Origin of the sequence: Streptomyces sp. (assembly GCF_019510245.1) — a bacterium.
Classification (GTDB): domain Bacteria; phylum Actinomycetota; class Actinomycetes; order Streptomycetales; family Streptomycetaceae; genus Streptomyces.
In genome coordinates this window covers 1-21,534 of record NZ_JAEKKT010000245.1, presented here as the reverse complement: position 1 = coordinate 21,534, position 21,534 = coordinate 1, and the positions used below count along the sequence as shown (strand labels likewise).

Genomic DNA, 21,534 nt, shown 5'->3' with positions numbered 1-21,534 from the left:
AGGAGGCGAGGATCTCGCACAGCTCGGCGAAGTTGTCGTAGAGGAAGTTCTCCTTGTGGTGGGCCAGGCACCACGCGGCCATGATCGAGCCGCCGCGGGAGACGATGCCGGTCTTGCGGCGGGCGGTGAGCGGCACGTAGCGCAGCAGCACGCCGGCGTGCACGGTGATGTAGTCGACGCCCTGCTCGAACTGCTCGATCAGCGTGTCGCGGTAGACCTCCCACGACAGGTCCTCCGCCTTTCCGTTGACCTTCTCCAGCGCCTGGTAGATCGGCACCGTGCCGATCGGGACGGCGCTGTTGCGGATCACCCACTCGCGGGTGGTGTGGATGTTGCGCCCGGTCGAGAGGTCCATGACGGTGTCGGCACCCCAGCGGGTCGCCCAGGTCATCTTCTCGACCTCCTCCTCGATGGAGGAGGTGACCGCGGAGTTGCCGATGTTGGCGTTGACCTTCACCAGGAACCGCTTGCCGATGATCATCGGCTCGATCTCCGGGTGGTTGACGTTGGCGGGCAGTACGGCCCTGCCCGCCGCGATCTCCTCACGGACCACCTCGGGAGAGACGTTCTCGCGGATGGCCACGTACTCCATCTCCGGGGTGATCTCGCCCCGGCGGGCGTACGCGAGCTGGGTCACCGCCCCGTCTCCTCGGCTGCGGCGAGGCTGGCGCGGACGGCCCGGGAAGACCGCGTCCAGGTTGCGCAGGCCGCCGCGCGGCGAGGTGTGCTTGATTCCGTCGTCCTCGGGGCGGACGGGCCGGCCCGCGTACTCCTCGGTGTCGCCACGGGCGACGATCCAGTTCTCCCGCAGCGGCGGCAGGCCCCTGCGGACGTCGGTCTCGACGAGCGGATCGGTGTACGGGCCTGAGGTGTCGTAGAGCGTGACCGACTGCCCGTTGGTGAGGTGCACCTGACGGACCGGCACCCGCAGGTCGGGGCGCGAGCCCTCGACATACCCCTTGTGCCAGCCGATGGACTTCCCAGCCTCCGGGGACGGTTCGCCCGTCATGGGCTGTTCGTCCTGGCTGAAGGCAGGCGTGCGTGCGTCCTTGTTGGTCATGAGACCTACTCCCTACGCCGGCATTACCCGGTAACAGGTTCGGCGGTCGACGCAGCGGCTTCCGTAGGGCGGCGTTTCCTGTGAAACTTGCCTCGTTCCACGTGAAACATCGCAAATACGGAGGTCAGCGCCCTCTCAGCCCGGTGCTCCGAGCTCCCGCGTGTGCAAAGGTGCCTCCACGCTAGCGTCAATTCGGGCGCGGTGAACAGAGGGCCCCTACCGTTCTTGCGATGATCGGGCGGTGACCTCGACACAGCAGCACCCCTATCCGCCTCCGGACCCGCGGCGCGGCAACGGCGCCTCGCAGGGCGGCGGCCCCGGCCACAGGGGCCATGGTGCCGGTGCCGGACACATCCACGGGCAGGGCGAGCAGTCCGACCACGGTCAGGACGTCAGTCATGCCCACCGTCACGACAACGGCCATGCCCACGGCCACGGCAAGGCCCAGGACGGCTCCGAGTCCGGCGGCGGTCACGGCCACTCGCACGGGCACAGCCACAGCCACGGTCCCGCCGCGCCCGTCTCCCAGCATCTGCGCAAGGTCATCGCGGCGATCCTCATCCCCTTCACCGCCGCGGTCGTGGTCGGTCTCGTGGTGCTGTGGCCCGGCGGTGCCCCGCCGCACGAGCGCACCGGCGTCGGCTTCGACCGCCAGACACAGGCGGCGACGGTCACCAAGGTCGTCTCGGTCAGCTGCAAGTCGGTCAACGCCTCCGGAGGCGGCTCGACCGGCGACATCTCCACCGCCGACGGCACTTCCTCGAAGGAGGAGGACGGCACCTGCAAGAAGGCCACGGTCCGGGTGGACACCGGCAAGGACAAGGGCCGTACCTTCACCGAGATCGTGCAGCCCGACCAGCCGCGGCAGTTGCACGAGGGCGAGCAGGTCGTGGCCGCGTACGAGCCTTCCGCGCCCAAGGACCTGCAGTACTCGGTCACCGACGTGAACCGGAAGTTCCCGATGGCGCTGCTGGCCGGGATCTTCGCGCTCGCCGTCGTGGTGGTGGGCCGGCTGCGCGGTGTGATGGCCCTGGTCGCGCTGGCCGTCAGCTTCCTGGTACTGACCCTGTTCATCCTGCCGGGGATCCTGCAGGGCTCGAATCCGCTGCTGATGGCGGTGGTCGGGTCGAGCGCCATCATGCTGATCGCCCTGTACATCTGCCACGGGCTGTCGGCGCGGACCTCGGTGGCGGTGCTCGGCACGCTGGTCTCGCTGTGCCTGATCGGCCTGCTCGGCTCGGAGTTCATCGACTGGGCCGCGCTCACCGGCAACACCGACGACAGCACCGGCCTGATCCACGGTCTGTACCCCTCGATCGACATGAGCGGTCTGCTACTGGCCGGTGTCATCATCGGTTCGCTGGGCGTGCTGGACGACGTGACGGTGACCCAGACCTCGGCCGTCTGGGAACTGCACGAGGCCAACCCGACGATGGGCTGGCGCGGGCTGTACCAGGCGGGTATCCGCATCGGCCGCGACCACATCGCCTCCGTCGTCAACACCCTCGTGCTGGCCTACGCGGGCGCCGCGCTGCCCCTTCTGCTGCTCTTCTCGATCGCACAGAGCAGTGTGGCCACGGTCGCCAACAGCGAGCTGGTGGCCGAGGAGATCGTGCGCACCCTGGTCGGCTCGATCGGCCTGGTCGCCTCGGTGCCGGTCACCACGCTGCTCGCGGCCCTGGTGGTGTCGGCCGACCGGCCGGGCACCGAGCCGGCCGTGTCCATGGCGGCCGCACCGGCCGGGCCGCCCACGGCCCGCGGTGGGCGAGGGCGGCGCCGGAAACGGTGACGGCGCGGTGGACGGCCCGGGAGGAGGCCGTCCACGAGGTGGGGGCGCGGATGGTGCGCCGATTGGAGAGGCGTTCCGGCATGGGCCGCACGTGTACGCGCAGAAGCGTTCCTGCGTGACCATGTGCGGCTCGGACGAGCAGCGCGCGACTCCGTGCCGTAATTCTTCAGCCAGCGCTTGGCTCCTCGGCCAGGATCCGGTCCAGGGCTTCGTCGAGGTGGGCGTCGAAGTCGGCGAGCGAGCCCTCCTGACCGAGCGGCACCAGCTTGTCCGTGCGGTCGAGGAAGGCCACCAGCGGAGGCGCGGAGGACCGGAACACCGCGTGGTCACCACCCACCTGAAGCCGGATCAGCACCTCGCCCAGCATCTCGGAATCGGCGGGCGCGATGTGCACATCGCCCTCCCCGCACGGCCGCCCCACCCCGTCGATCAGCAGCTCCCGGCCGAAGGCCCAGGTCACCGGAGCGTCCCCGGGCAGATGGAAGGTGAGCCGGACGGCATAGGGATCACAGGTCTCGTAGCGCAACTCCACGGGGATGCGGAAGGAGAGCTCCTCCGAGACGAGAAAGCTCATCATGACTTCTGCCTGTACGGACTCGCGCATTGCCTACCCCGTCATATGACACCGACTGGCCGGGATTTATCCCTTGATGGTGGTCAAATCTTGCTGAACGTACACGGGAGATCACAAGGAGTAAGTTTTCAGATACTGATAGCGATGGCCAGGGAGCCCAGATGCCGGCCCACTTCCGCCTGCAACTGGCGGACGGCAGGCAGCAGCCTGTCGGCCTGGTGGAGAGGGAGCGAGATGGCGATCGTGGCGGCCGTCGTGCCGACGGTGAGGGGGATCGCCGCACACACCGTCCCCAGCGCGTACTCCTGGCGCTCCACCACCGGCTCCATCCGCCGCGTCCGCTCCAGCCGTCGCAGCAGCGTCTGGTCGTCACGGACCGTGTACGGGGTGAGGGGCCGCACGGGGTAGCGGCGGAGGTGGTCGCGCCGGACGTCCTGGTCCAGCTGGGAGAGAAGACACTGGCCGACGGCGTGCGCGTGCCCGGTCTCGCGGAAGCCGGCCCACTCCTCGACCGCCGGGGTGGCGGAAGAGTCGGCAATGCTCATGACCTCGATCTCGCCGTCCCGGTACATGGCGTAGTACACGGGGACACCGATCGAGTCACGCCAGTGGGCGAGGGTGTCGACGACCGCGCTGCGACGTTTCTGCTGCGCTCCACTGCTGCTCAGCCGCTCCGCCGCGTCGCCGAGGAAGAACAGGCCCTTGTCGCGGCGCAGATAGCCCTCGTGGACCAGCGTGCGCAGCAGGTGGTAGGCGGTGGGCAGGGCGAGGCCGGTCTCGCGGGCGAGTTGTTTGGCGGGCGCGCCGTGTTCGTGTCCGGCGACGCACTCCAGCAGGCGCATCGCGCGCTGCACGGAGCCGATGAGGGTGGCCGAATGCGGCTGTGCGGAGTCGGCCGGGGGAGCCGGCCGCTGCACGGGGGGTGTGCCGGAACTGCGTTGGGTCGGGGGCGGGGGGTGTTCCGTGGGGGCGGAGGTGGCGTCAAGCGTGGCCAAGGGTCACTCCCGGAGCGCGAGGGGGTCAGCGACTCTAACCGTCCACCGCCGCTCCCGGTCGGCCCGTACGGGAAACTTCCCCCGCCCGAGGGAACCGGTGATTCCTGTTACCGGCCACCGATTCCCACGGTCCTCACCAGTCGCTCTTCGACGAGGAGTTCGACATGAACTTGCGCACGATGTAGATCAGTCCGCCGACCAGCGCCACGAAGATCAGCAGCTTGAAGAGTAGGAAGACCACCCAGCTGATCACGGCCGTGATCAGACCGCCGAACACCACCAGCGCGATGACCGGCACCGCGATCCACTTCACCCACCACGGCAGACCCGTGAAGATCTCTCGCATTGCCCTGTCCTCCGCTTTCTCGTGCGCTCGGCACGTACGGTCTCGTGCGTCCCGCACGATGCGATGTCCTGCACCCGATGCTAGAGCCGCGAAGGGGTCGTACGGGGGCCGTGGATCCCTTGTCCTCCCCTGACCCGTCCCCTAGGGAACCCCGAGGCCCGAGGTCAGGCCTCGGGGGGAGAGAAGACGACCAGAACCCGCAGATCCTCGCTGATGTGATGGAACTTGTGGGCCACCCCGGCCGGGACGTACACCACGCTGCCCCGCGCCACCTGAGTGGTCTCCATGCCGACGGTGATCGCGGCCCGGCCGCTCACGACGAAGTAGACCTCGTCCTGGTTGTGCGGCTGCTGCGGGTCGTGCGAGCCGGCATCGAGGGCGTAAAGGCCGATCGACATGTTCCGCTCCCGCAGGAACTGCAGGTAGGCCCCGTCGTTGGCGGCGCGCTCCGCCTCCAGTTCGTCCAGCCGGAATGCCTTCATCGCCTTCGTCGCCCTCGCCCCACTGCTCGTATCCGATCTCTTCTGCCACGATCAGACACATGAAGAATTTCGTAGTCAAGACGATCGCCAACGCGGGCGCCCTGGCGGTCGCCGTATGGCTGCTCGACAAGATCACCCTGACCGGCGACAGCACCACCAAGAAGGTCTGGACGCTGATCCTGGTCGCCCTGGTCTTCGGCCTGGTCAACTTCCTGGTCAAGCCGATCGTGAAGATCCTGACCTTCCCGCTGTTCATCCTCACGCTCGGCCTGATCACCCTGATTGTCAACGCGCTGATGCTGCTGCTGACGTCGTGGGTGTGCGGCAAACTCGACCTGAGCTTCCACGTGGAGGGTTTCTGGACGGCCGTCCTCGGCGGTCTGATCATCTCGATCGTGTCCTGGGCCCTCAACATGCTCCTTCCCGACACGGACTGAGCGCCCGATGACCTACCGCGTCTGTTTCGTCTGCACCGGCAACATCTGCCGTTCCCCGATGGCCGAATCCGTCTTCCGCGCCCGCACGGCCGAGGCCGGGCTCGACGACCGCGTCGAGACCGACAGCGCCGGCACCGGCGGCTGGCACGAGGGCGACGGCGCCGACCCGCGCGCCGTGCGCGTCCTCGCGGAGCACGGCTACGACAGCGAGCACACCGCCCGCCGGTTCCAGGCCTCCTGGTTCGCCCGCCTCGACCTCGTGATCGCCCTCGACTCCGGCCACCTCAAGGCGCTGCGCCGCCTCGCACCCACCGACGAAGACGCGCGCAAGGTGCGCCTGCTGCGCTCGTACGACCCGGCCGCCGCCGGCGACCTGGACGTACCGGATCCGTACTACGGCGGTCTGGACGGGTTCGAGGAGTGTCTTGAGATGGTGGAGGCGGCGAGCGCGGGCCTGCTCGCCGCGGTGCGGGCCGAGGTGGAGGGAACAGCGGCATGAGCGAGGCGACCATGGGCGAGGGCACACGCGCGGTGCGCGCGGGGCTGCCCGAGCCGGTCAAGAACGAGCCGACCCTGCCCGGGCCGGTCTTCGCCGCGCACTTCCATCTGCCCGGCGAGGTGAGCGGGCCGTACGCCTACGGCCGCGACGAGAACCCGACCTGGACCCATCTGGAACGGGCCATCGGCGAGTTGGAGGCACCCGGCGAGGACGTCGAGACGCTGGTGTTCGCCTCCGGCGTGGCGGCCATCGCGGCGGTGCTCTTCTCCCAGCTGACCGCCGGTGACGCGGTCGTGCTGCCTTCCGACGGCTACCAGGTGCTGCCACTGATCCGTGCCCAGCTGGAGGCGTACGGTATCGAGGTGCGCACCGCGCCGACGGCCGGCGACGCCCAGCTCGACGTCCTGGACGGCGCGAAGCTGCTGCTGATCGAGTCGCCGTGCAATCCGGGTCTCGACGTCTGCGACATCCGGCGGCTCGCCGAGGAGGCGCACGCCCGTGGCGCCCTGGTCGCCGTCGACAACACCCTCGCCACCCCGCTCGGCCAGCGGCCGCTGGTGCTGGGCGCCGACTTCTCCATGGCCAGCGGCACCAAGCAGCTCACCGGCCACGGGGACGTCCTGCTGGGGTACGTCGCCGGACGCGACACGGAGGCCATGGCCGCCGTGCGCCGCTGGCGCAAGATCATCGGGGCGATCTCGGGGCCGATGGAAGCCTGGCTGGCCCATCGCTCCCTCGCCACCCTCCAGCTGCGGGTGGACCGGCAGAACGCGACCGCCCTGCTGCTCGCGGAGGCGCTGCGCGAGCGGCCCGAGGTGACCGCCCTGCGCTACCCGGGGCTGTCCGACGACCCCGCGCACAAGGTCGCCTCGCAGCAGATGCGCCGCTACGGCTCGGTGATCTCCTTCACGCTGCCCACGCGGGCGCGTGCCGAGCGTTTTCTCGAGTCCCTGCGGCTGGTCGACGACGCGACGAGCTTCGGCGGGCTGCGTTCCACAGCCGAGCGGCGGCGGCGCTGGGGCGGGGACGACGTGCCCGAGGGCTTCATCCGGCTCTCGGTCGGGGCGGAGGATCCCGCTGATCTCGTGGCCGATGTGCTGCGCGCGCTCGACGAGTCGGACCGGTGACCGGATTACGGACGCCCCTGCGGGTCGGGCTACGTATAACGGACGGTCCGAGCCTCCCCCCTCGTGGCTCGGACCGTCCCGGTTCTCGCGCGCCAAGAACCGCGCGACCAAGGCTAGTTGACTCTGCGTCAGTGTCCAATCACTGTAGCGACAGAGACCTATCGACTTATTTATAGTTGAGGCTTGCCCGAGGGCCGCAAAAGGGCAGGCCGAACGGAGGGCGTGCGATGGATCTGGCCTTGCTGCGCACCTTCGTCACCGTGCACCGGGCCGGCTCCTTCACCCGCGCCGCCGCCCTGCTCGGCCTCTCGCAGCCGGCCGTGACCTCCCAGATCCGGACCCTGGAACGGCAGCTGGGACGGCCGCTCTTCCTCCGCCAGGCCCGCGGGGTGACCCCCACGACCATCGGTGACGAATTGGCCCACAAGGCCGCCCCGCATCTCGACGCCCTCGTGGAGATAGCGGAACGCGGCCTCGACGACGAGTCCTCGGTGCGCACGCTGCACCTCGCCGGCCCGCCCGAGTTCACCGCCGAGCGCGCCCTTCCCGCACTCACGGAGCTCGCCGGCAACGACGGTCAGGGTTTCGCGCTGCGTGCCTCGTTCGGAAACGCCGAGGAGACCCTGGAGGGACTGGCCGCCGGTCACCATGACCTGGCCATCAGTACGCTCCGGCCGCGCGGCCCGCTGCTCACCGCCACCGCACTCTGCGACGAGGAGCACGTCCTGGTCGCCGCTCCTCGCTGGTCCGAGGAGATCGGCGAGGACGCGGTACGCGGCAAGAGCGCGGCCGTCCTGGAGGACCTCCCGGTCGTCGAGGTCCACGAGTCGTTGCCGTTCGTCTCGCGCTACTGGGGCTCCGTCTTCGACATGCGTCCGGCCGCCTCGGGCACGGTCGTGGTGCCGGATCTGCGCGCGGTCCTCGCCTGTGCGGTCGCGGGTGCCGGCCTCGCGGTGCTGCCCCGGTATCTGTGCACGGCCGCCCTGGAACGCGGTGAGGTCGTGGCACTGCACGAGCCCGCAGTGCCCCCGCTGCGGACGTACTTCCTCGTGGTGCGCACCGGCACGCTCGCCATGCCCCATGTGGCACGGGCGCACGAGTGGCTCCAGCACGCGTCCGCGGACTGGGGCTGAGCACGCTCTCTGTTGTTGGCACAGTGCCGCCGCGCGGCGCGCTTCGCGATGTTTCACGTGGAACCAGCTGGGCCACATTTCTCCCATGACCGTCCGACCCGTGGTCAAGCGCACCGCCCGTGCCGTCCTCCTGGACGGCGACGACCTGATCCTGATCAAGCGCACCAAGCCCGGTGTCGATCCCTACTGGGTTACCCCTGGTGGCGGGGTCGAGCCGGAGGACACCACCGTCGTCGACGCCCTGCACCGCGAGGTGGACGAGGAACTCGGCGCCAAGATCACCGATGTGGTGCCCTGCTTCGTGGACACCGTGGAGCACATCGGTGACAGCGGCAGCGCGACCGGTGTGAAGGTGCAGCACTTCTTCGTCTGCCGTCTGGAGTCCATGGATCCGGCCCTGCGGCACGGCCCCGAAGTCGACGAGCCCGCCGGCGAGTACGAGATCGTGCGCGTCCCCTTCACCCGGGTGGGGATCGCCTCGGTCCATCTCGTACCGCTGTCGCTGCGGCACTATCTGGACGGCAATATCGAGGGCGTGCGGGCCATGCACGCTCCCGATCTCGGGTGAAGGGTCAGTCTCCGGCGACGAGCAGTTCCTCGACCGAGTCGTGCCGGATGCGGTGCGCGGGGATGCCGGCGGCCCGTAGCGCGGTGATCCCGTTGCGGATCATGCCTGGCGGCCCGGAGAGGTAGGCGTCGCACTCGATCCACGGCCCGTATCCGCGGATGGCGTCGGGGAGCTGGAGGTGCGCGTGCTGGTCGACGACCGCGCGCACCGCGAGCCAGGGATGGCTCTGCTGGAGCCGGAGCAGGGTGTCGATGTCGTACAGGTCGTGAGCGGTACGGGCGCCGTAGAACACCTCGACCGGACGACGCGAGCCACGGTTGGCGAGGTCCTCGACCATCGCCTTGATGGGTGCGATGCCGGTGCCGCCGCCCAGGCAGAGCAGTCCGTCGTGCCGCGTGTGGTCGACGGTCATCGAACCACCGGCCGGGCCGAGGCGGACGACGTCACCAGGGCGGGCGCGATGCACCAGCGAGTTGGAGACCCAGCCTGCCGGGACCGCCTTCACATGGAACGTGAGCAGGCCGTCGGAGCGGGGCGCGGCGGCGAAGGAGTAGTGCCGCCACACCCGCGGCCACCAAGGCGTCTCCAGGCTCGCGTACTGCCCGGCGAGAAAGGGGTACGGCTGGTCCGGACGGACTGTGAGTACGGCGACGTCGGCGGTCCTGAGCTCGTGGGCGACGATCTCCGCGTGCCACCACGCCGGGGCACGCAGTTGGTCCGTGGCCGCCGCGTCGATCATCACCTGGGACATCGTCGTGTACGTCCGTACCCAGGCCGCCTCCGTCTCGCGGTCCCAGATGCCGGTGGCGTACTTGCTCAGCGCGCCGATGAGGCACTCGCCGACGGCCGGGTAGTGCTCGGGCCGGGTACCGAACTTGCGGTGACCGCGGCCCAGGTTCTGGAGGTACGCGACCAGGACGGGTGGGTTGTCGACGTGCTCGGCGGCGGTGAGCAGCGCCTTCAGCAGCCGGTCCCGCTGGGTGTCCATGGCGGCCGGGAACAGCGCACGCAGTTCGGGGTGGCGGACGAAGAGCAGCGCATAGAAGTACGAGGTGACCTTGTCGGCGATCGGACCGATCTCGGCCATGGTGCCGCGGATACGGATCGCGTCCGGAGAGGCGTCCTGCGGCGGTGCGCTGCGCTGTGGCGGGACGCGCTGGTCGGAAGAGCCGGGTGCGGGGTGCTCGGTTACGGGAGCGAAGTGGCCGTATGCCGCGTGCTGTCCGGCGGGCGTGTCCTGAGCGGCCGCCTGAAGGCGCGTCGGCTCCCCCCGTCGACCGTATTCGCTCCCGGGGCTCTGCGGGCAGGAGAGGGCGGCTCTGGGGCGGTTCCTGGCCGCTCCCCGGCGCCACGGTCGGGGGCCCGGCGGAAGGGTCTGTCGAGGGCCTGTCGTGGGACGCGAACCAGTTGCCTCCGCCGGCCCCGTCGCTGCCCGCCGACGTGGTGGTCGGAGCGTCCATGGTGTGCCCTCGCCTCGAACATCTTGCGGTCGGTCTGCGCACTTCACTCGGAAGGTGCTTGCTTTCCCCCGTTGACGGCTAGTTCTCCCCAGCCGGGCTCCGTGGCCGACACGACCACATTCAACCCGCGAAGACCTTGGGTACGGACAAGTAAGGCGAGAGTGTGACATGAGACGCAATCGCTCCCACAGGGAGCCTCTCGCCCCGGACGTTAACCGGAGTCGACCCTACCGGCCGCCGCCGCGCACACAAGTCCCCTTGTGTCCGCCCGTGAAACTGGCGACGGGCGAGCCGTCGGTTCCTTCAATCACCGGGCGCCGCACGCCAATTCATAGGCGCCCCACAGATCCTGGCCCGTGTAGGAGTACGTCGCGAGACCGGCGAGATGCCTGTCCGCATTGACCGCCACGGAGACCGGAACCACGCCGAACAAGTCCCTGTCCGACATCGAGTCGCCGTAGGCGACGCAGTCCGCTCGACCGACCCCGAACTGCTCGCACAGGCGGTCCGCGATCGTCACCTTGGCCGCCGCGGTGAGGGCTCCCGCCGGGTCCACCGGCTCGACGAACGGCACCTCCGGGAAGCGGGATCCGAAGGCCGCATGGGCTCCCCAGTCCAGCAGACGCTCCACGAAGAACGAGGGCGAGAGCGAGACCACCGCGCAGTAGTCCCCCGACCCCCTGATCTCGGCCCAGACGTCCCGGATACGGGCAAGCCACGGTGCGCCGTCGAATGCCGCCGTTACATGTGCTTCGGTCAGCTCGGCCCAGAGGGTGTACACCCGTGCCGCGTACTCCGGCGGACCTATCCGTCCCGCCGACATCGCTTGATCAAGCTCGATGGTCTCTGCTTCCAGGCCTAGTTGACGGGATATCTCGACGGGTGCAGTGGTGCCGTGCAGCAAAGTGCCGTCGAGATCGAAGAGGTGAAGTCTCGCCATGGGCCCGAGGCTAACGGGCAGCTCCCATGGCCCCTCGGTGCGGCAACCCACGGTGGCGTTCGGCGCTGTTTCACGTGAAACGTCCCGCATCTGTCCAGGGGCTGAGCTGCTGACCGCTACATGGCCAAAAGCGCGTGCGTCTCACCTGAAACGGGTGGACGCCGGGGGTGTCGGTCGGCAAGCCTGACCTGCGTGTCAACTCCTTCCGACGCCCCTCTGCCCATTCGCCGACTGACGCCACGCGATCTCGGCGTCTGCGCCGACTTGTCCGAGGATCGGGGGTGGCCCCGTGAGGAACACAAGTGGCGCTTGCTCCTCACGGCCGGGACGGGATACGGCATCGACGACCCCGACGGGGGCCTGGTCGCCGCCTGTGTCATCACGGAGTACGGCCCGAGGGAACGCCCGGATCTCGGCGCGGTCGGCATGGTTCTGGTCGCCGAACGGCACGCCCGCCAGGGCATCGGGCGCCGACTGATGCGGCACATCGTCTCGCTGACGGGTACGACTCCGCTGACGCTGTATGCGACGCCGAACGGCCGGCCGCTCTACGAGGAGCTCGGGTTCAAGGTCACGGGACGTTCGGAGATGCTCCGCGGATCCTTCACGCCGGGCGGGCCCGAGCCGCGGACGGTGACCCGAGCGGCTACCGCCGAGGACCTCGGTTCCATCCTCCGGCTGGACGAGGAGGTGTTCGGCGTCGACCGCACTCTGCTCATCACCCGGCTGCCCGCCTTCTCGGACCTGCTTCGCGTCGCCGTGGACGACGGGCGGATCGTCGGGTACGCGGCCGCCTGGCCCAACATGGACACGCATGTCGTCGGACCGCTGATCGCCCGCGACACGGAGACGGCGAAATCCCTGATCGCCTCGCTCGCCGCCCACACCGACCGCCCGCTCCGTACCGACATCGACGTCCGGCACGAAGAGCTACTGGCCTGGGTGAAGGCCCGCGGACTGGCCTTCGTCGCCATGAACTCGGTGATGACCTACGGGATCGCGGAGTCACCGGGGGACTGGACACGGCGGTTCGCGCCGCTGACGGTCGCGGCGGGCTGAGCAGCCTTCGGTCGTGGCGAACGCCGGCTAGCTCGAGGAAGCCGGCGTTCGCCGTCGAGCGAGGTGTCAGGCGAGTGCCGTCACGGCGGTGGAGGCGAACCCATGGTCCTGGTCGGGCGCACCGCCGCCGACACCGATCGCCCCGATGAGCCGGCCGTCACGCCGGACGGGAACACCACCGGCGATGAACAGCAGCGGCCTGTCGAGCGCCGTGGGCAGGGTGTGGAAGAGGCCGCCGGGCTGGACCGCGTCGACGAGATCGGCGGTCGGGGCGTTGAGCTGGAGCGCCGTGTAGGCCTTGCGGGTGCTGGTCTCGCCGGAGATCAGCACGGCGCGGTCATCCCGCCGGAAGGCCAGGAGATGCCCCCCGGCGTCCAGGACGGTGACGCTGACGGTGACCCCGGCGGCCTCGGCCGCGCGACCGGCCTCGGTGATCAGGAGCTCGGCCTCCTGGGTGGTGAGCGGGGCGACGGTGGTGGTGCTCATGGTTCTCCTTGGCCGGTGCTGACGTGTGGTGAGAGAGAAAGGGGCGGTCAGTGGTGGACCGATGCCCCCTGTCCTGCGGGCGTGCCACCGGCGACCACCGCGCTCGGGGCGCTGTCGCGGCGCTCCAGCGCGGCCGACAGGAAGGCGAGGACGAGGGCGGCCGCGGCGAGGGCAGCCCCGACCCAGTTGGGGGATGTGTAGCCGAAGCCGGCGGCGATCACCATGCCGCCGAGCCAGGCGGACAGGGCGTTGCCGAGGTTGAAGGCGCCGATGTTCACGGCTGACGCCAGGGTGGGAGCGCCGTGCGCCTGGTCCAGGACACGCTTCTGGAGCGGCGGGACGGTGGCAAAGCCGAGGGCACCGATCAGGGCGACGGTCACGGCGGCCGCGATCTTGCTGTGCGCGGTGAGCGTGAAAAGGGCGAGAACGACGGCCAGGGCGCCCAGGGACACGTACAGCATGGGCATCAGGGCGCGGTCCGCGAACTTTCCGCCGACCAGGTTGCCGCCGACCATGCCGAGACCGAAGAGGACCAGCAGCCAGGTGACGGAGCCGTCGGCGAAACCGGTGACATGGGTCATCATCGGCGCGATGTACGTGATGGCCGCGAAGACCCCGCCGAAGCCGAGGACGGTCATCGCCATGGCGAGCAGGACCTGGGTGTTCTTGAAGGCGGCCAGCTCGTGCCGCAGGTGCACGCCCTGCGGCTGGGGCAGTTCGGGGACCAGCTTGGCGATGCCGGCCAGCCCGACGACGCCGAGGGCGGCGACGATGCCGAAGGTGACGCGCCAGCCGGCGTGCTGCCCCACGAGGGTGCCCAGCGGAACGCCGACCACGTTGGCGACGGTGAGGCCGGTGAACATCATCGCGATGGCCCCTGCCTTCTTGCTGGGGGCGACCAGCTCGGCCGCCACGACCGAGCCGATGCCGAAGAAGGCGCCGTGGGCGAGGGAGGCGACCACCCGGCCGATCAGCATGACGGCGAAGACGGGGGCCACTGCGGTGAGCAGGTTGCCGACGATGAAGAAGCCCATCAGCAGCATCAGCATCCGCTTGCGGGGAACCTTGGTGCCCAGCACGGTCATCAGCGGGGCGCCGATGACCACGCCGAGCGCGTAGCCGGTGACGAGCAGGCCGGCGGTCGGGATGGAGACCCCGAAGTCATCTGCCACCTCGGGCAGCAAGCCCATGATCCCGAATTCGGTCGTTCCGATTCCGAAGGCCCCGATCGCGAGGGCCAGAAGCGCGAGAGGCATGGAGGTACGGCCTTCCCAGACGATTGCAGGTGCGCTTTGCGTGCGTCCACAATACTTGCAGACGCTGACTATATGCAAGCGAGGGATATTGCAGGCCTGCTATATCCTTGGGTGCAGCCGCTCCGGGACGGAGGAAAACGCCAATGACAGCGACGGACCCCGCGCTCACCGCCCTCGCCCAGGGCTGGTGCGCCCTCTCCCTGCTCCACGGCAGGATCGAGGCGCACATCGAGCGCGCCCTTCAGGCCAAGCACGACCTGAGCGTGCGCGAGTACTCCCTGCTCGACGTGCTCAGCCGGCAGCACGACGACGAAGGAGGCCATCTGCAGATGAAGCAGGTGGCCGACGCGGTCGTACTCAGCCAGAGCGCCACCACCCGGCTGGTCACACGCCTGGAGGACCGCGGTCTTCTGGAGCGCTACCTCTGCCCGACCGACCGCCGCGGCATCTACACCAACGTCACCGAGGCAGGCCTGCGGCTGCTGGAAGAGGCTCGCCCCACCAACGACACGGCGCTGCGCGAATCCCTCGACGAAGCGGCCAGGAACGCGGATCTGGCTCCCCTGGTCCGAGCCGTGGAGTCGCTGCACGTGCCCGCATAGGCTGCGGGTATGGGAGACCTTGACATACGCCCGGCGGTCGCCGACGACGTCCCGGCCATCGTCGGCATGCTCGCCGACGACCCGCTGGGCGCCCGGCGGGAGACACCGGATGATCTGGCGCCCTATCTGAGCGCCCTGGAACGACTCAGTGCCGATCCCAACCAGCATCTGGTCGTGGCCGTCCGCGAAGGCCGCATCGTCGGCACACTCCAACTCACGGTGATTCCCGGGCTGTCGAGGCGCGGTGCCACCCGGTCGATCATCGAAGGCGTGCGTATCCACGCCGACGAGCGCGGCAGCGGGCTCGGCACCCGCTTCATCGAGTGGGCCATCGATGAGTCCCGCCGCCAGGGCTGCCAGTTGGTCCAGCTGACCTCGGACACGTCGCGGGTCGACGCTCATCGCTTCTACGAGCGGCTGGGTTTCACCGGATCGCACACCGGCTTCAAACTCGAAATCTGAGCCCAAGCGGCGTACAGCCGAGCGGAGCATGTGAAGGAGGGGGCGGTGTTTCACGTGAAACACCGCCCCCTCCTTCGCATCCGCTAGCCGATCCCCCGCCATCCCTCGGGGTCCACCCCGCCGGGCACGGGAGCCGTCTCGTCGTACGGCTGACGTGTGAACACGAACGATCCGAGGTCCAGGTGGCTCACGCTGCCGTCCGGGCGCCGTACGGGCCGTAGCTGCTCTCCGGCGTAATAGCCCTCAAGGCCGGTCCAGGTGCCGTCGCCGTTGGAGCGGAAACGGGCCCGGCGGCCGGCGCCGGTCAGCGGCCCCAGTGAGACAAGCCCGTCGGCCGTCACCCGGAGCACGAAGGGATGTGTGCCCCAGTACCAAGGGCCTGCCAGCTCCAGAACGGTCGGCTCTACCTGGAGCAGTGGGCGCCATGGCTCGGGGATACGCGGCTCGGCCTCCGCGACGATACGGACGAGGTCGGCACCGGTGGTGGACAGCAGCGGGCCGGAGGTGCAGTTCGCCAGCACCACGGCTGCCACGTCGTCGTCCACGCTGATGGTGAGGTTGGCCAGGAAGCCGGGCAGCGAGCCGGAGTGCCCGACGAGCAGCCTGCCGTCACGGCGCTGGATCTGCAGGCCCAGGCCATAGGTGGCGCCGTCCAGTACGTCAGCGGGGGCCGCGGGGGCCGCGGGGGTGCGCATCTCCCGCACGGACTCGGCGCTCAGTACCCGGTCGTCCCCGGCCGCCAGGAACACCGCGAAGCGGGCCAGGTCGCCGGTGGTCGACCAGAGCTGGCCGGCCGGTGCCATCCGCCCGAGGTCCTCCAGCGGCTCCGGGAGCAGGGCGTCGGCCCAGGGGTGCACCGCCCAGCCGCCCGCGTGCGGCGCCTGCGGCTGGGCGGTCGTGCGGTCGAGGCCCAGCGGTTCGAGCACCTCCCGCCGCAGCACCTCCTCCCAGGGGGCACCGCGGAGTTCCTCGACCAGCGCGCCGAGCAAGGTGTAGCCGGGGTTGGAGTAGTGGTGGCGCCGGCCGACGGGATGGAGGAAGGGCTGCTCACCGAGGACGTCGTCGAGCTCCGGCCGTAGCGAGCCCGGGGTGCGCTCCCACCAGGGTGCCGGAGACTCGGCCGCCAATCCGCCGGTGTGGGCCAGGAGTTCGGCGATGGTCGCCTCCCCCGCGCCGGTGCCCGGCAGATGCTTCTCCAACGGGTCGCCGAGGTCGAGCAGCCCCTCGTCGCGCAGCCTGAGCACCAGAACGGCCGTGAACGTCTTGGTGATCGAGCCGATCCGGTACTGCACGTTCTCGTCCGGTCCATGCCCGTCCACCGAGGTCCGCGCCCCGTGCCAGACGGCCCGCCCGCCTCGCACGACCGCCGCCACCAGTGACGGCGCCCGGCCTTCGGACTGAGCCACGGCGATCCGATGCAACAGCGCCCGCCGGGTGGCGGGGAGCAGCTCTTCCTGGAATGTCGTCATGCGCCCAGTCCACCTGGTGGGCCGACCGGCGTCGAGCCCATTTCACCGGCACGGATCACGTCGGTGCTGTCCCGCTGCAGGATCTCACCGCCCGCGGGCTAGCTCGATGCTGTGACCTGCTGCTTTCCCGCCGCAGCGGCCACGCTTTTCCCTATGGGGCTCAGCATCACCGTCAGGGCAGCAGGACGACCTTGCCGAGGTTGGCACGGGCCTCGATGATCTCGTGCGCTCGCGCCACGTCAGCCAGCGGAATCCGGGCATGGACGACCGGCTGCAACCGTCCGGACAGGGTCAGCTTCCACAGCTCCTCGCCATGCTGGTCATAGAGTTCACGGTGAGTGTTGGAAAACCTCGCCAGGGTCAGCCCGGTGATGGTTTTCGATCCTGCCAGGAGGTCGAAGGCCGGAACGGTGCCACCACCCGAGTTGAAGAAGACGAGTCGCCCGCCAGGTGCAAGGGCGGAGACGGCGCGCGGGAGGAGATCTCCGCCGACTCCATCCAGGCCGACGTCGGCTGGCTCCCCCCAGTTCTCGCTGTCGTAGGTCACGATCTCGTCGGCACCGAGACCGCGGAGGAACTCCACCTTGGTGTGCGAACTCACGGCCGCGACGACCCGTTCGATGCCCTGCAGCTTGGCCAGTTGGACCGCGAGATGCCCCACGCCGCTCGCGGCGCCCGTGAACCCGGCCCCGGCGGCGAATAGCACCTCGTCACGCAAGGAGCCCGAACGTACACCGGCTCGGATCAGGTCTGCGCCATGTCCACGAAGCGGGAGTAGTGGCCCTGGAAGGCCACGGTGATCGTCGCCGTCGGGCCGTTTCGGTGCTTGCCGACGATGATGTCCGCCTCGCCCGCGCGCGGCGACTCCTTCTCGTAGGCGTCCTCCCGGTGGAGCAGGATGACCATGTCGGCGTCCTGCTCGATGGAGCCGGACTCACGCAGGTCGGAGACCATCGGCTTCTTGTCCGTGCGCTGCTCGGGACCACGGTTGAGCTGCGAGAGCGCGATCACCGGGACCTCCAGCTCCTTGGCCAGCAGCTTGAGGTTTCGCGACATGTCCGACACCTCCTGCTGACGGCTCTCGGACCGCTTGCCGCCGGACTGCATCAGCTGGAGATAGTCGATGATCACGAGCTTGATGTCGTTGCGCTGCTTCAGCCGACGGCACTTGGCGCGGATCTCCATCATCGACAGGTTCGGGGAGTCGTCGATGTAGAGCGGCGCGGCCGAGACGTCGGGCATCCGGCGGGCCAGCCGGGTCCAGTCCTCGTCGGTCATCGTGCCGGAACGCATGTGGTGCAGAGCTACCCGGGCCTCGGCGGACAGCAGACGCATCGCGATCTCGTTGCGGCCCATCTCGAGGGAGAAGATGACGCTGGGCAGGTTGTGCTTGATCGACGCGGCCCGCGCGAAGTCCAGCGCGAGGGTGGACTTGCCCATGGCGGGACGCGCGGCGATGACGATCATCTGCCCGGGGTGCAGGCCGTTGGTGAGCGAGTCCAGGTCGGTGAAGCCGGTGGGCACACCGGTCATCTCGCCGGTGCGGGAGCCGATGGCCTCGATCTCGTCGAGGGCGCCCTCCATGATGTCGCCGAGCGGCAGGTAGTCCTCACTGGTCCGCTGCTCGGTGACCGCGTAGATCTCGGCCTGGGCGCTGTTGACGATCTCGTCGATGTCGCCGTCGGCCGCATATCCCATCTGGGTGATGCGGGTGCCTGCCTCGACCAGGCGGCGCAGCACCGCCCGCTCGTGGACGATCTCCGCGTAGTACTCGGCGTTCGCCGCCGTCGGCACCGTCTGAACGAGGGTGTGCAGATAGGAGGCGCCGCCGACTTTGTTGATCTCGCCGCGTTTGGTGAGCTCGGCGGCGATGGTGATGGGGTCGGCCGGCTCGCCCTTCGCGTAGACGTCGAGGATCGCCTGGTAGATCGTCTCGTGCGCGGGCTTGTAGAAGTCGTGGCCCTTGAGGATCTCGACGACGTCGGCGATGGCGTCCTTGGAGAGCAGCATGCCGCCGAGCACGGACTGTTCGGCGTCCAGGTCCTGCGGGGGAACCCGCTCGAAGGTGGCGCCTCCGCCGTCCCAGTCCCCGCTGTCACGGCCCCGGTCGTGCCGGTCGTCCCGGCCGCGGCCACCCTCGTCCCGTCGGCGGGAGGCGGGCAGACGATCCCCCGGACCGGCGTCGGCCCACGGGTCGTCCAAGGGCTCGGAAATGCTCACCGAGCCACCTCCTCCCGTCCGCACCGCGGACCTCGCCATGCCCTCTTTTGTACGGCACGGCACTGACAACCAGGACGCCCCATTCCGGTTCTGGACGCGTCGGTTTCATGAGGTTTCCGAGGCCGCGACAAGGAGCGGGTGCCGGACCACGTTAGGCCCGCGGGCACCGTCAGCCAATCTGGTTATCCACAGGCCATGTGGACGACCGCCCGTATGCTGTGGAGAACCCGCCAAAACCTGTGCACGACGCGGTGGACAGCCCTGTGAACAAGCCCTCGCCGCCGCTCCCCAATCAGGTCTGACCTGCACGTTTACCATCCACCGGCTGTGCAGAAGAAAAACTTTCCCGGTCGGACCAAGATCGCTTCGAACAACGCGCGGCGACGCGGACCACACAACCGGAAGTAAGGGTCTCTCTACATTTGCATCACTTACCTGTGGACGATTAGATTAGCGCCCATGTCACAGGCTCCCGCGACCTCCGAGGCCACCCGACGGGGGCACGACCGAGAGATCATCGCACTGGCCGTCCCGGCCTTCGGCGCACTCGTCGCCGAGCCGCTTTTCGTCATGGCCGACAGCGCGATCGTCGGCCACCTCGGCACCGCGGAACTCGCCGGTCTCGGAATCGCCTCGGCCCTCCTCACCACCGCCGTGAGCGTCTTCGTCTTCCTCGCCTACGCCACGACGTCCGCCGTCGCCCGTCGGGTCGGCGCAGGTGATCTCCAGGCTGCCGTCCGCCAAGGCATGGACGGCATCTGGCTGGCACTGCTGCTCGGTGCCGCGGTCATCGCCGTCGTCCTGCCCTTCGCCCCCGGCGTCGTCGACATCTTCGGCGCCTCTGCCACCGCCGCTCCCTATGCGACCACCTACCTGAGGATCTCCTCCCTCGGCATCCCGGCCATGCTGGTCGTGCTCGCCGCCACCGGCGTCCTTCGCGGGCTGCAGAACACCCGGACACCGCTGTACGTCGCCGTAGCGGGGTTCATCGCCAACGCCGGGCTCAATGCGACGCTTGTCTACGGTGCCGGACTGGGCATCGCCGGCTCCGCCTGGGGCACGGTCATCGCCCAGTGCGGGATGGCGGCGGTCTATCTGGCCGTCGTCCTACGCGGCGCCCGCAGATACGGGGCATCGCTGCGGCCCGACGCCGCAGGGATACGTGCCTCCGCACAGGCCGGCGTACCCCTGCTCGTCCGGACGATCTCACTGCGGGCCGTCCTGATGATCGCCACCGCCGTGGCCGCCCGGCTGGGCGATGCCGACATCGCCGCCCACCAGATCGTGCTGTCCCTGTGGAGCCTGCTGGCCTTCGCCCTGGACGCGATCGCGATCGCCGGACAGGCCGTGATCGGCCGCTATCTCGGGGCGGATGACGCCGTCGGCGCCCGCGATGCCTGTCGGCGCATGGTGCAGTGGGGCATCACCACCGGAGTGATCCTGGGGCTGCTCGTGATCGCCGCCCGGCCGCTCTTCCTCCCCTTGTTCACCGGCGATCCCGCCGTGCGGAACACCGCGCTGCCCGCACTGCTCATTGTGGCGCTCTCCCAGCCGATCTCGGGCGTGGTCTTCGTGCTCGACGGCGTGCTGATGGGTGCCGGAGACGGGCCCTATCTCGCCGGGGCCATGGTCCTCACCCTCGCGGTCTTCACTCCGGTGGCGCTGCTCGTCCCCGCCCTCGGCGGCGGGCTCACGGCGCTCTGGGGAGCCATGACGCTGATGATGACCGTGCGGATGCTCACCCTCTGGCTGCGCGCCCGCTCCGGTCGGTGGATCGTGACCGGCGCGACGCGCTGACCTGTGTACACGGCCGACGGTTTCACGTGGAACATCGTGGGCTGTCACGTTTCACGTGAAACACCCCGTGGCTCCACACCATCGTCGGCCAAGACAAAGGGGCCGCACCCTGCACGGGTGCGGCCCCTTCAGCTACTGCAGCTGCTGCTCCAGACGAGCGCAGCGTCAGCCCGCGACGACCTCGATGTTGACCTTGGCGGCAACCTCGGGGTGCAGACGCACGGACGTCTCGTGGGCGCCCAGGGTCTTGATCGCAGAACCGACCTCGATGCGGCGCTTGTCGACCTCGGGGCCACCGGCAGCCTTGATCGCCGAAGCGATGTCGGCCTGGGTGACGGAACCGAAGAGGCGGCCGGCGTCGCCGGCACGGACGGCCAGGCGGACCTTGACGCCCTCGAGCTGGGCCTTCACCTGGTTGGCCTGCTCGATCGTCTGGATCTCGTGGATCTTGCGAGCACGACGGATCTGCTCGACGTCCTTTTCGCCACCCTTGGTCCAGCGGATCGCGAACTTCCGCGGGATCAGGTAGTTGCGTGCGTAGCCGTCCTTGACGTCGACGACGTCGCCGGCGGCACCGAGGCCAGAGACCTCATGGGTCAGGATGATCTTCATTAGTCGGTCACCCTTCCCTTAGCGCGCGGTGGAGGTGTAGGGCAGCAGCGCCATCTCACGGCTGTTCTTGACGGCCGTGGCGACGTCACGCTGGTGCTGCGTGCAGTTGCCGGTCACGCGGCGGGCACGGATCTTGCCGCGGTCGGAAATGAACTTCCGCA

The 21,534-nt window shown here is 69.3% G+C and carries 24 protein-coding genes and 1 riboswitch; of the genes, 10 read left to right on the top strand and 14 right to left on the bottom strand.

Annotation, left to right across the window (positions count from 1 at the left end; translation table 11 throughout):
* The coding region (locus JF597_RS47435; RefSeq protein WP_294011621.1) for a phosphomethylpyrimidine synthase ThiC at positions 1-1,060 on the bottom strand (1,060 nt) is incomplete at its 3' end.
* A riboswitch (TPP riboswitch) is annotated at positions 1,053-1,230 on the bottom strand. It overlaps the preceding gene by 8 nt.
* A 71-nt stretch (positions 1,231-1,301) precedes the next feature.
* Here JF597_RS47435 and JF597_RS47430 point away from each other — a divergent pair.
* Positions 1,302-2,849: a YibE/F family protein gene (locus JF597_RS47430; protein WP_294011619.1), complete on the top strand. Its 1,548-nt coding sequence runs from the start codon at positions 1,302-1,304 to the stop codon at positions 2,847-2,849.
* 166 nt (positions 2,850-3,015) lie between these two features.
* On the opposite strand, the gene JF597_RS47425 is transcribed toward JF597_RS47430, so the two are convergent.
* From JF597_RS47425 to JF597_RS47410, 4 genes are all read right to left on the bottom strand, one after another.
* Entirely contained in the window at positions 3,016-3,453 is a 438-nt protein-coding gene (locus tag JF597_RS47425) for an SsgA family sporulation/cell division regulator (RefSeq protein ID WP_294011618.1), read from the bottom strand.
* Between the two features lie 98 nt (positions 3,454-3,551).
* A complete protein-coding gene (locus JF597_RS47420; protein ID WP_294011625.1) occupies positions 3,552-4,340 on the bottom strand; it encodes a helix-turn-helix domain-containing protein in 789 nt (262 codons plus the stop codon).
* Between the two features lie 211 nt (positions 4,341-4,551).
* Complete coding sequence (locus tag JF597_RS47415) at positions 4,552-4,764, bottom strand: DUF5326 family protein (protein WP_089100495.1); 213 nt, start codon at positions 4,762-4,764, stop codon at positions 4,552-4,554.
* 164 nt (positions 4,765-4,928) lie between these two features.
* Positions 4,929-5,246, bottom strand: a complete 318-nt coding sequence (locus JF597_RS47410; protein WP_294011614.1) for a cupin domain-containing protein — start codon at positions 5,244-5,246, stop codon at positions 4,929-4,931.
* 59 nt (positions 5,247-5,305) lie between these two features.
* Here JF597_RS47410 and JF597_RS47405 point away from each other — a divergent pair, with 59 nt between their 5' ends.
* The 5 genes from JF597_RS47405 (at position 5,306) to JF597_RS47385 (ending at position 9,010) form a co-directional block, all read left to right on the top strand.
* The gene (locus tag JF597_RS47405) at positions 5,306-5,683 is read left to right on the top strand and encodes a phage holin family protein (RefSeq protein ID WP_294011612.1); all 378 of its coding nucleotides are present in this window, start codon (positions 5,306-5,308) and stop codon (positions 5,681-5,683) included.
* A 7-nt stretch (positions 5,684-5,690) separates the two neighbouring features.
* Positions 5,691-6,182: a low molecular weight protein-tyrosine-phosphatase gene (locus JF597_RS47400; RefSeq protein ID WP_294011610.1), complete on the top strand. Its 492-nt coding sequence runs from the start codon at positions 5,691-5,693 to the stop codon at positions 6,180-6,182.
* Positions 6,179-7,309 (top strand): cystathionine gamma-lyase, encoded by a 1,131-nt coding sequence (locus tag JF597_RS47395; RefSeq protein ID WP_294011607.1) that lies wholly within the window; start codon positions 6,179-6,181, stop codon positions 7,307-7,309. Before JF597_RS47400 ends, JF597_RS47395 begins: the two co-directional genes overlap by 4 nt.
* Before the next feature lie 227 nt (positions 7,310-7,536).
* Positions 7,537-8,442 (top strand): LysR family transcriptional regulator, encoded by a 906-nt coding sequence (locus JF597_RS47390; RefSeq protein ID WP_294011605.1) that lies wholly within the window; start codon positions 7,537-7,539, stop codon positions 8,440-8,442.
* Between the two features lie 85 nt (positions 8,443-8,527).
* The gene (locus JF597_RS47385; protein ID WP_294011603.1) at positions 8,528-9,010 is read left to right on the top strand and encodes an NUDIX hydrolase; all 483 of its coding nucleotides are present in this window, start codon (positions 8,528-8,530) and stop codon (positions 9,008-9,010) included.
* Between the two features lie 4 nt (positions 9,011-9,014).
* Here the strand turns inward: JF597_RS47385 and JF597_RS47380 are convergent, their stop codons facing one another.
* Both JF597_RS47380 and JF597_RS47375 read right to left on the bottom strand, forming a co-directional pair.
* Entirely contained in the window at positions 9,015-10,097 is a 1,083-nt protein-coding gene (locus tag JF597_RS47380) for a globin domain-containing protein (protein WP_294011601.1), read from the bottom strand.
* A gap of 680 nt (positions 10,098-10,777) precedes the next feature.
* Entirely contained in the window at positions 10,778-11,410 is a 633-nt protein-coding gene (locus tag JF597_RS47375) for an HAD-IB family phosphatase (protein WP_294011599.1), read from the bottom strand.
* Between the two features lie 192 nt (positions 11,411-11,602).
* On the opposite strand from JF597_RS47375, the gene JF597_RS47370 reads away from it, so the two are divergent.
* Positions 11,603-12,469 carry a GNAT family N-acetyltransferase gene (locus JF597_RS47370; protein ID WP_294011597.1) on the top strand — a complete coding sequence of 289 codons (867 nt, stop codon included), beginning with the start codon at positions 11,603-11,605 and terminating at the stop codon, positions 12,467-12,469.
* Positions 12,470-12,535: 66 nt separating this feature from the next.
* On the opposite strand, the gene JF597_RS47365 is transcribed toward JF597_RS47370, so the two are convergent.
* Both JF597_RS47365 and JF597_RS47360 read right to left on the bottom strand, forming a co-directional pair.
* On the bottom strand, positions 12,536-12,955 hold the full coding sequence (locus JF597_RS47365; protein ID WP_294011595.1) for a heme-binding protein: 420 nt from the start codon (positions 12,953-12,955) through the stop codon (positions 12,536-12,538).
* Between the two features lie 47 nt (positions 12,956-13,002).
* Positions 13,003-14,211: an MFS transporter gene (locus JF597_RS47360; protein WP_294011593.1), complete on the bottom strand. Its 1,209-nt coding sequence runs from the start codon at positions 14,209-14,211 to the stop codon at positions 13,003-13,005.
* Positions 14,212-14,354: 143 nt separating this feature from the next.
* Here JF597_RS47360 and JF597_RS47355 point away from each other — a divergent pair, with 143 nt between their 5' ends.
* Entirely contained in the window at positions 14,355-14,813 is a 459-nt protein-coding gene (locus JF597_RS47355; RefSeq protein WP_294011591.1) for a MarR family transcriptional regulator, read from the top strand.
* Positions 14,814-14,822: 9 nt separating this feature from the next.
* The gene (locus JF597_RS47350; RefSeq protein ID WP_294011589.1) at positions 14,823-15,275 is read left to right on the top strand and encodes a GNAT family N-acetyltransferase; all 453 of its coding nucleotides are present in this window, start codon (positions 14,823-14,825) and stop codon (positions 15,273-15,275) included.
* Positions 15,276-15,358: 83 nt separating this feature from the next.
* Here the strand turns inward: JF597_RS47350 and JF597_RS47345 are convergent, their stop codons facing one another.
* The 3 genes from JF597_RS47345 to dnaB form a co-directional block, all read right to left on the bottom strand.
* Positions 15,359-16,744 (bottom strand): serine hydrolase domain-containing protein, encoded by a 1,386-nt coding sequence (locus JF597_RS47345; RefSeq protein WP_294011587.1) that lies wholly within the window; start codon positions 16,742-16,744, stop codon positions 15,359-15,361.
* A 172-nt stretch (positions 16,745-16,916) separates the two neighbouring features.
* Complete coding sequence (locus JF597_RS47340) at positions 16,917-17,462, bottom strand: zinc-binding dehydrogenase (protein ID WP_294011585.1); 546 nt, start codon at positions 17,460-17,462, stop codon at positions 16,917-16,919.
* A 26-nt stretch (positions 17,463-17,488) separates the two neighbouring features.
* Positions 17,489-18,964: a replicative DNA helicase gene (gene dnaB, locus JF597_RS47335; protein WP_294011583.1), complete on the bottom strand. Its 1,476-nt coding sequence runs from the start codon at positions 18,962-18,964 to the stop codon at positions 17,489-17,491.
* 459 nt (positions 18,965-19,423) lie between these two features.
* On the opposite strand from dnaB, the gene JF597_RS47330 reads away from it, so the two are divergent.
* Positions 19,424-20,761: an MATE family efflux transporter gene (locus JF597_RS47330; RefSeq protein WP_294011581.1), complete on the top strand. Its 1,338-nt coding sequence runs from the start codon at positions 19,424-19,426 to the stop codon at positions 20,759-20,761.
* A 165-nt stretch (positions 20,762-20,926) separates the two neighbouring features.
* On the opposite strand, the gene rplI is transcribed toward JF597_RS47330, so the two are convergent.
* Both rplI and rpsR read right to left on the bottom strand, forming a co-directional pair.
* Entirely contained in the window at positions 20,927-21,373 is a 447-nt protein-coding gene (rplI, locus tag JF597_RS47325) for a 50S ribosomal protein L9 (protein ID WP_093500876.1), read from the bottom strand.
* Positions 21,374-21,391: 18 nt separating this feature from the next.
* Positions 21,392-21,534: 30S ribosomal protein S18 (gene rpsR / locus JF597_RS47320; protein WP_294011623.1), on the bottom strand; the 143-nt coding region annotated here is incomplete at its 5' end.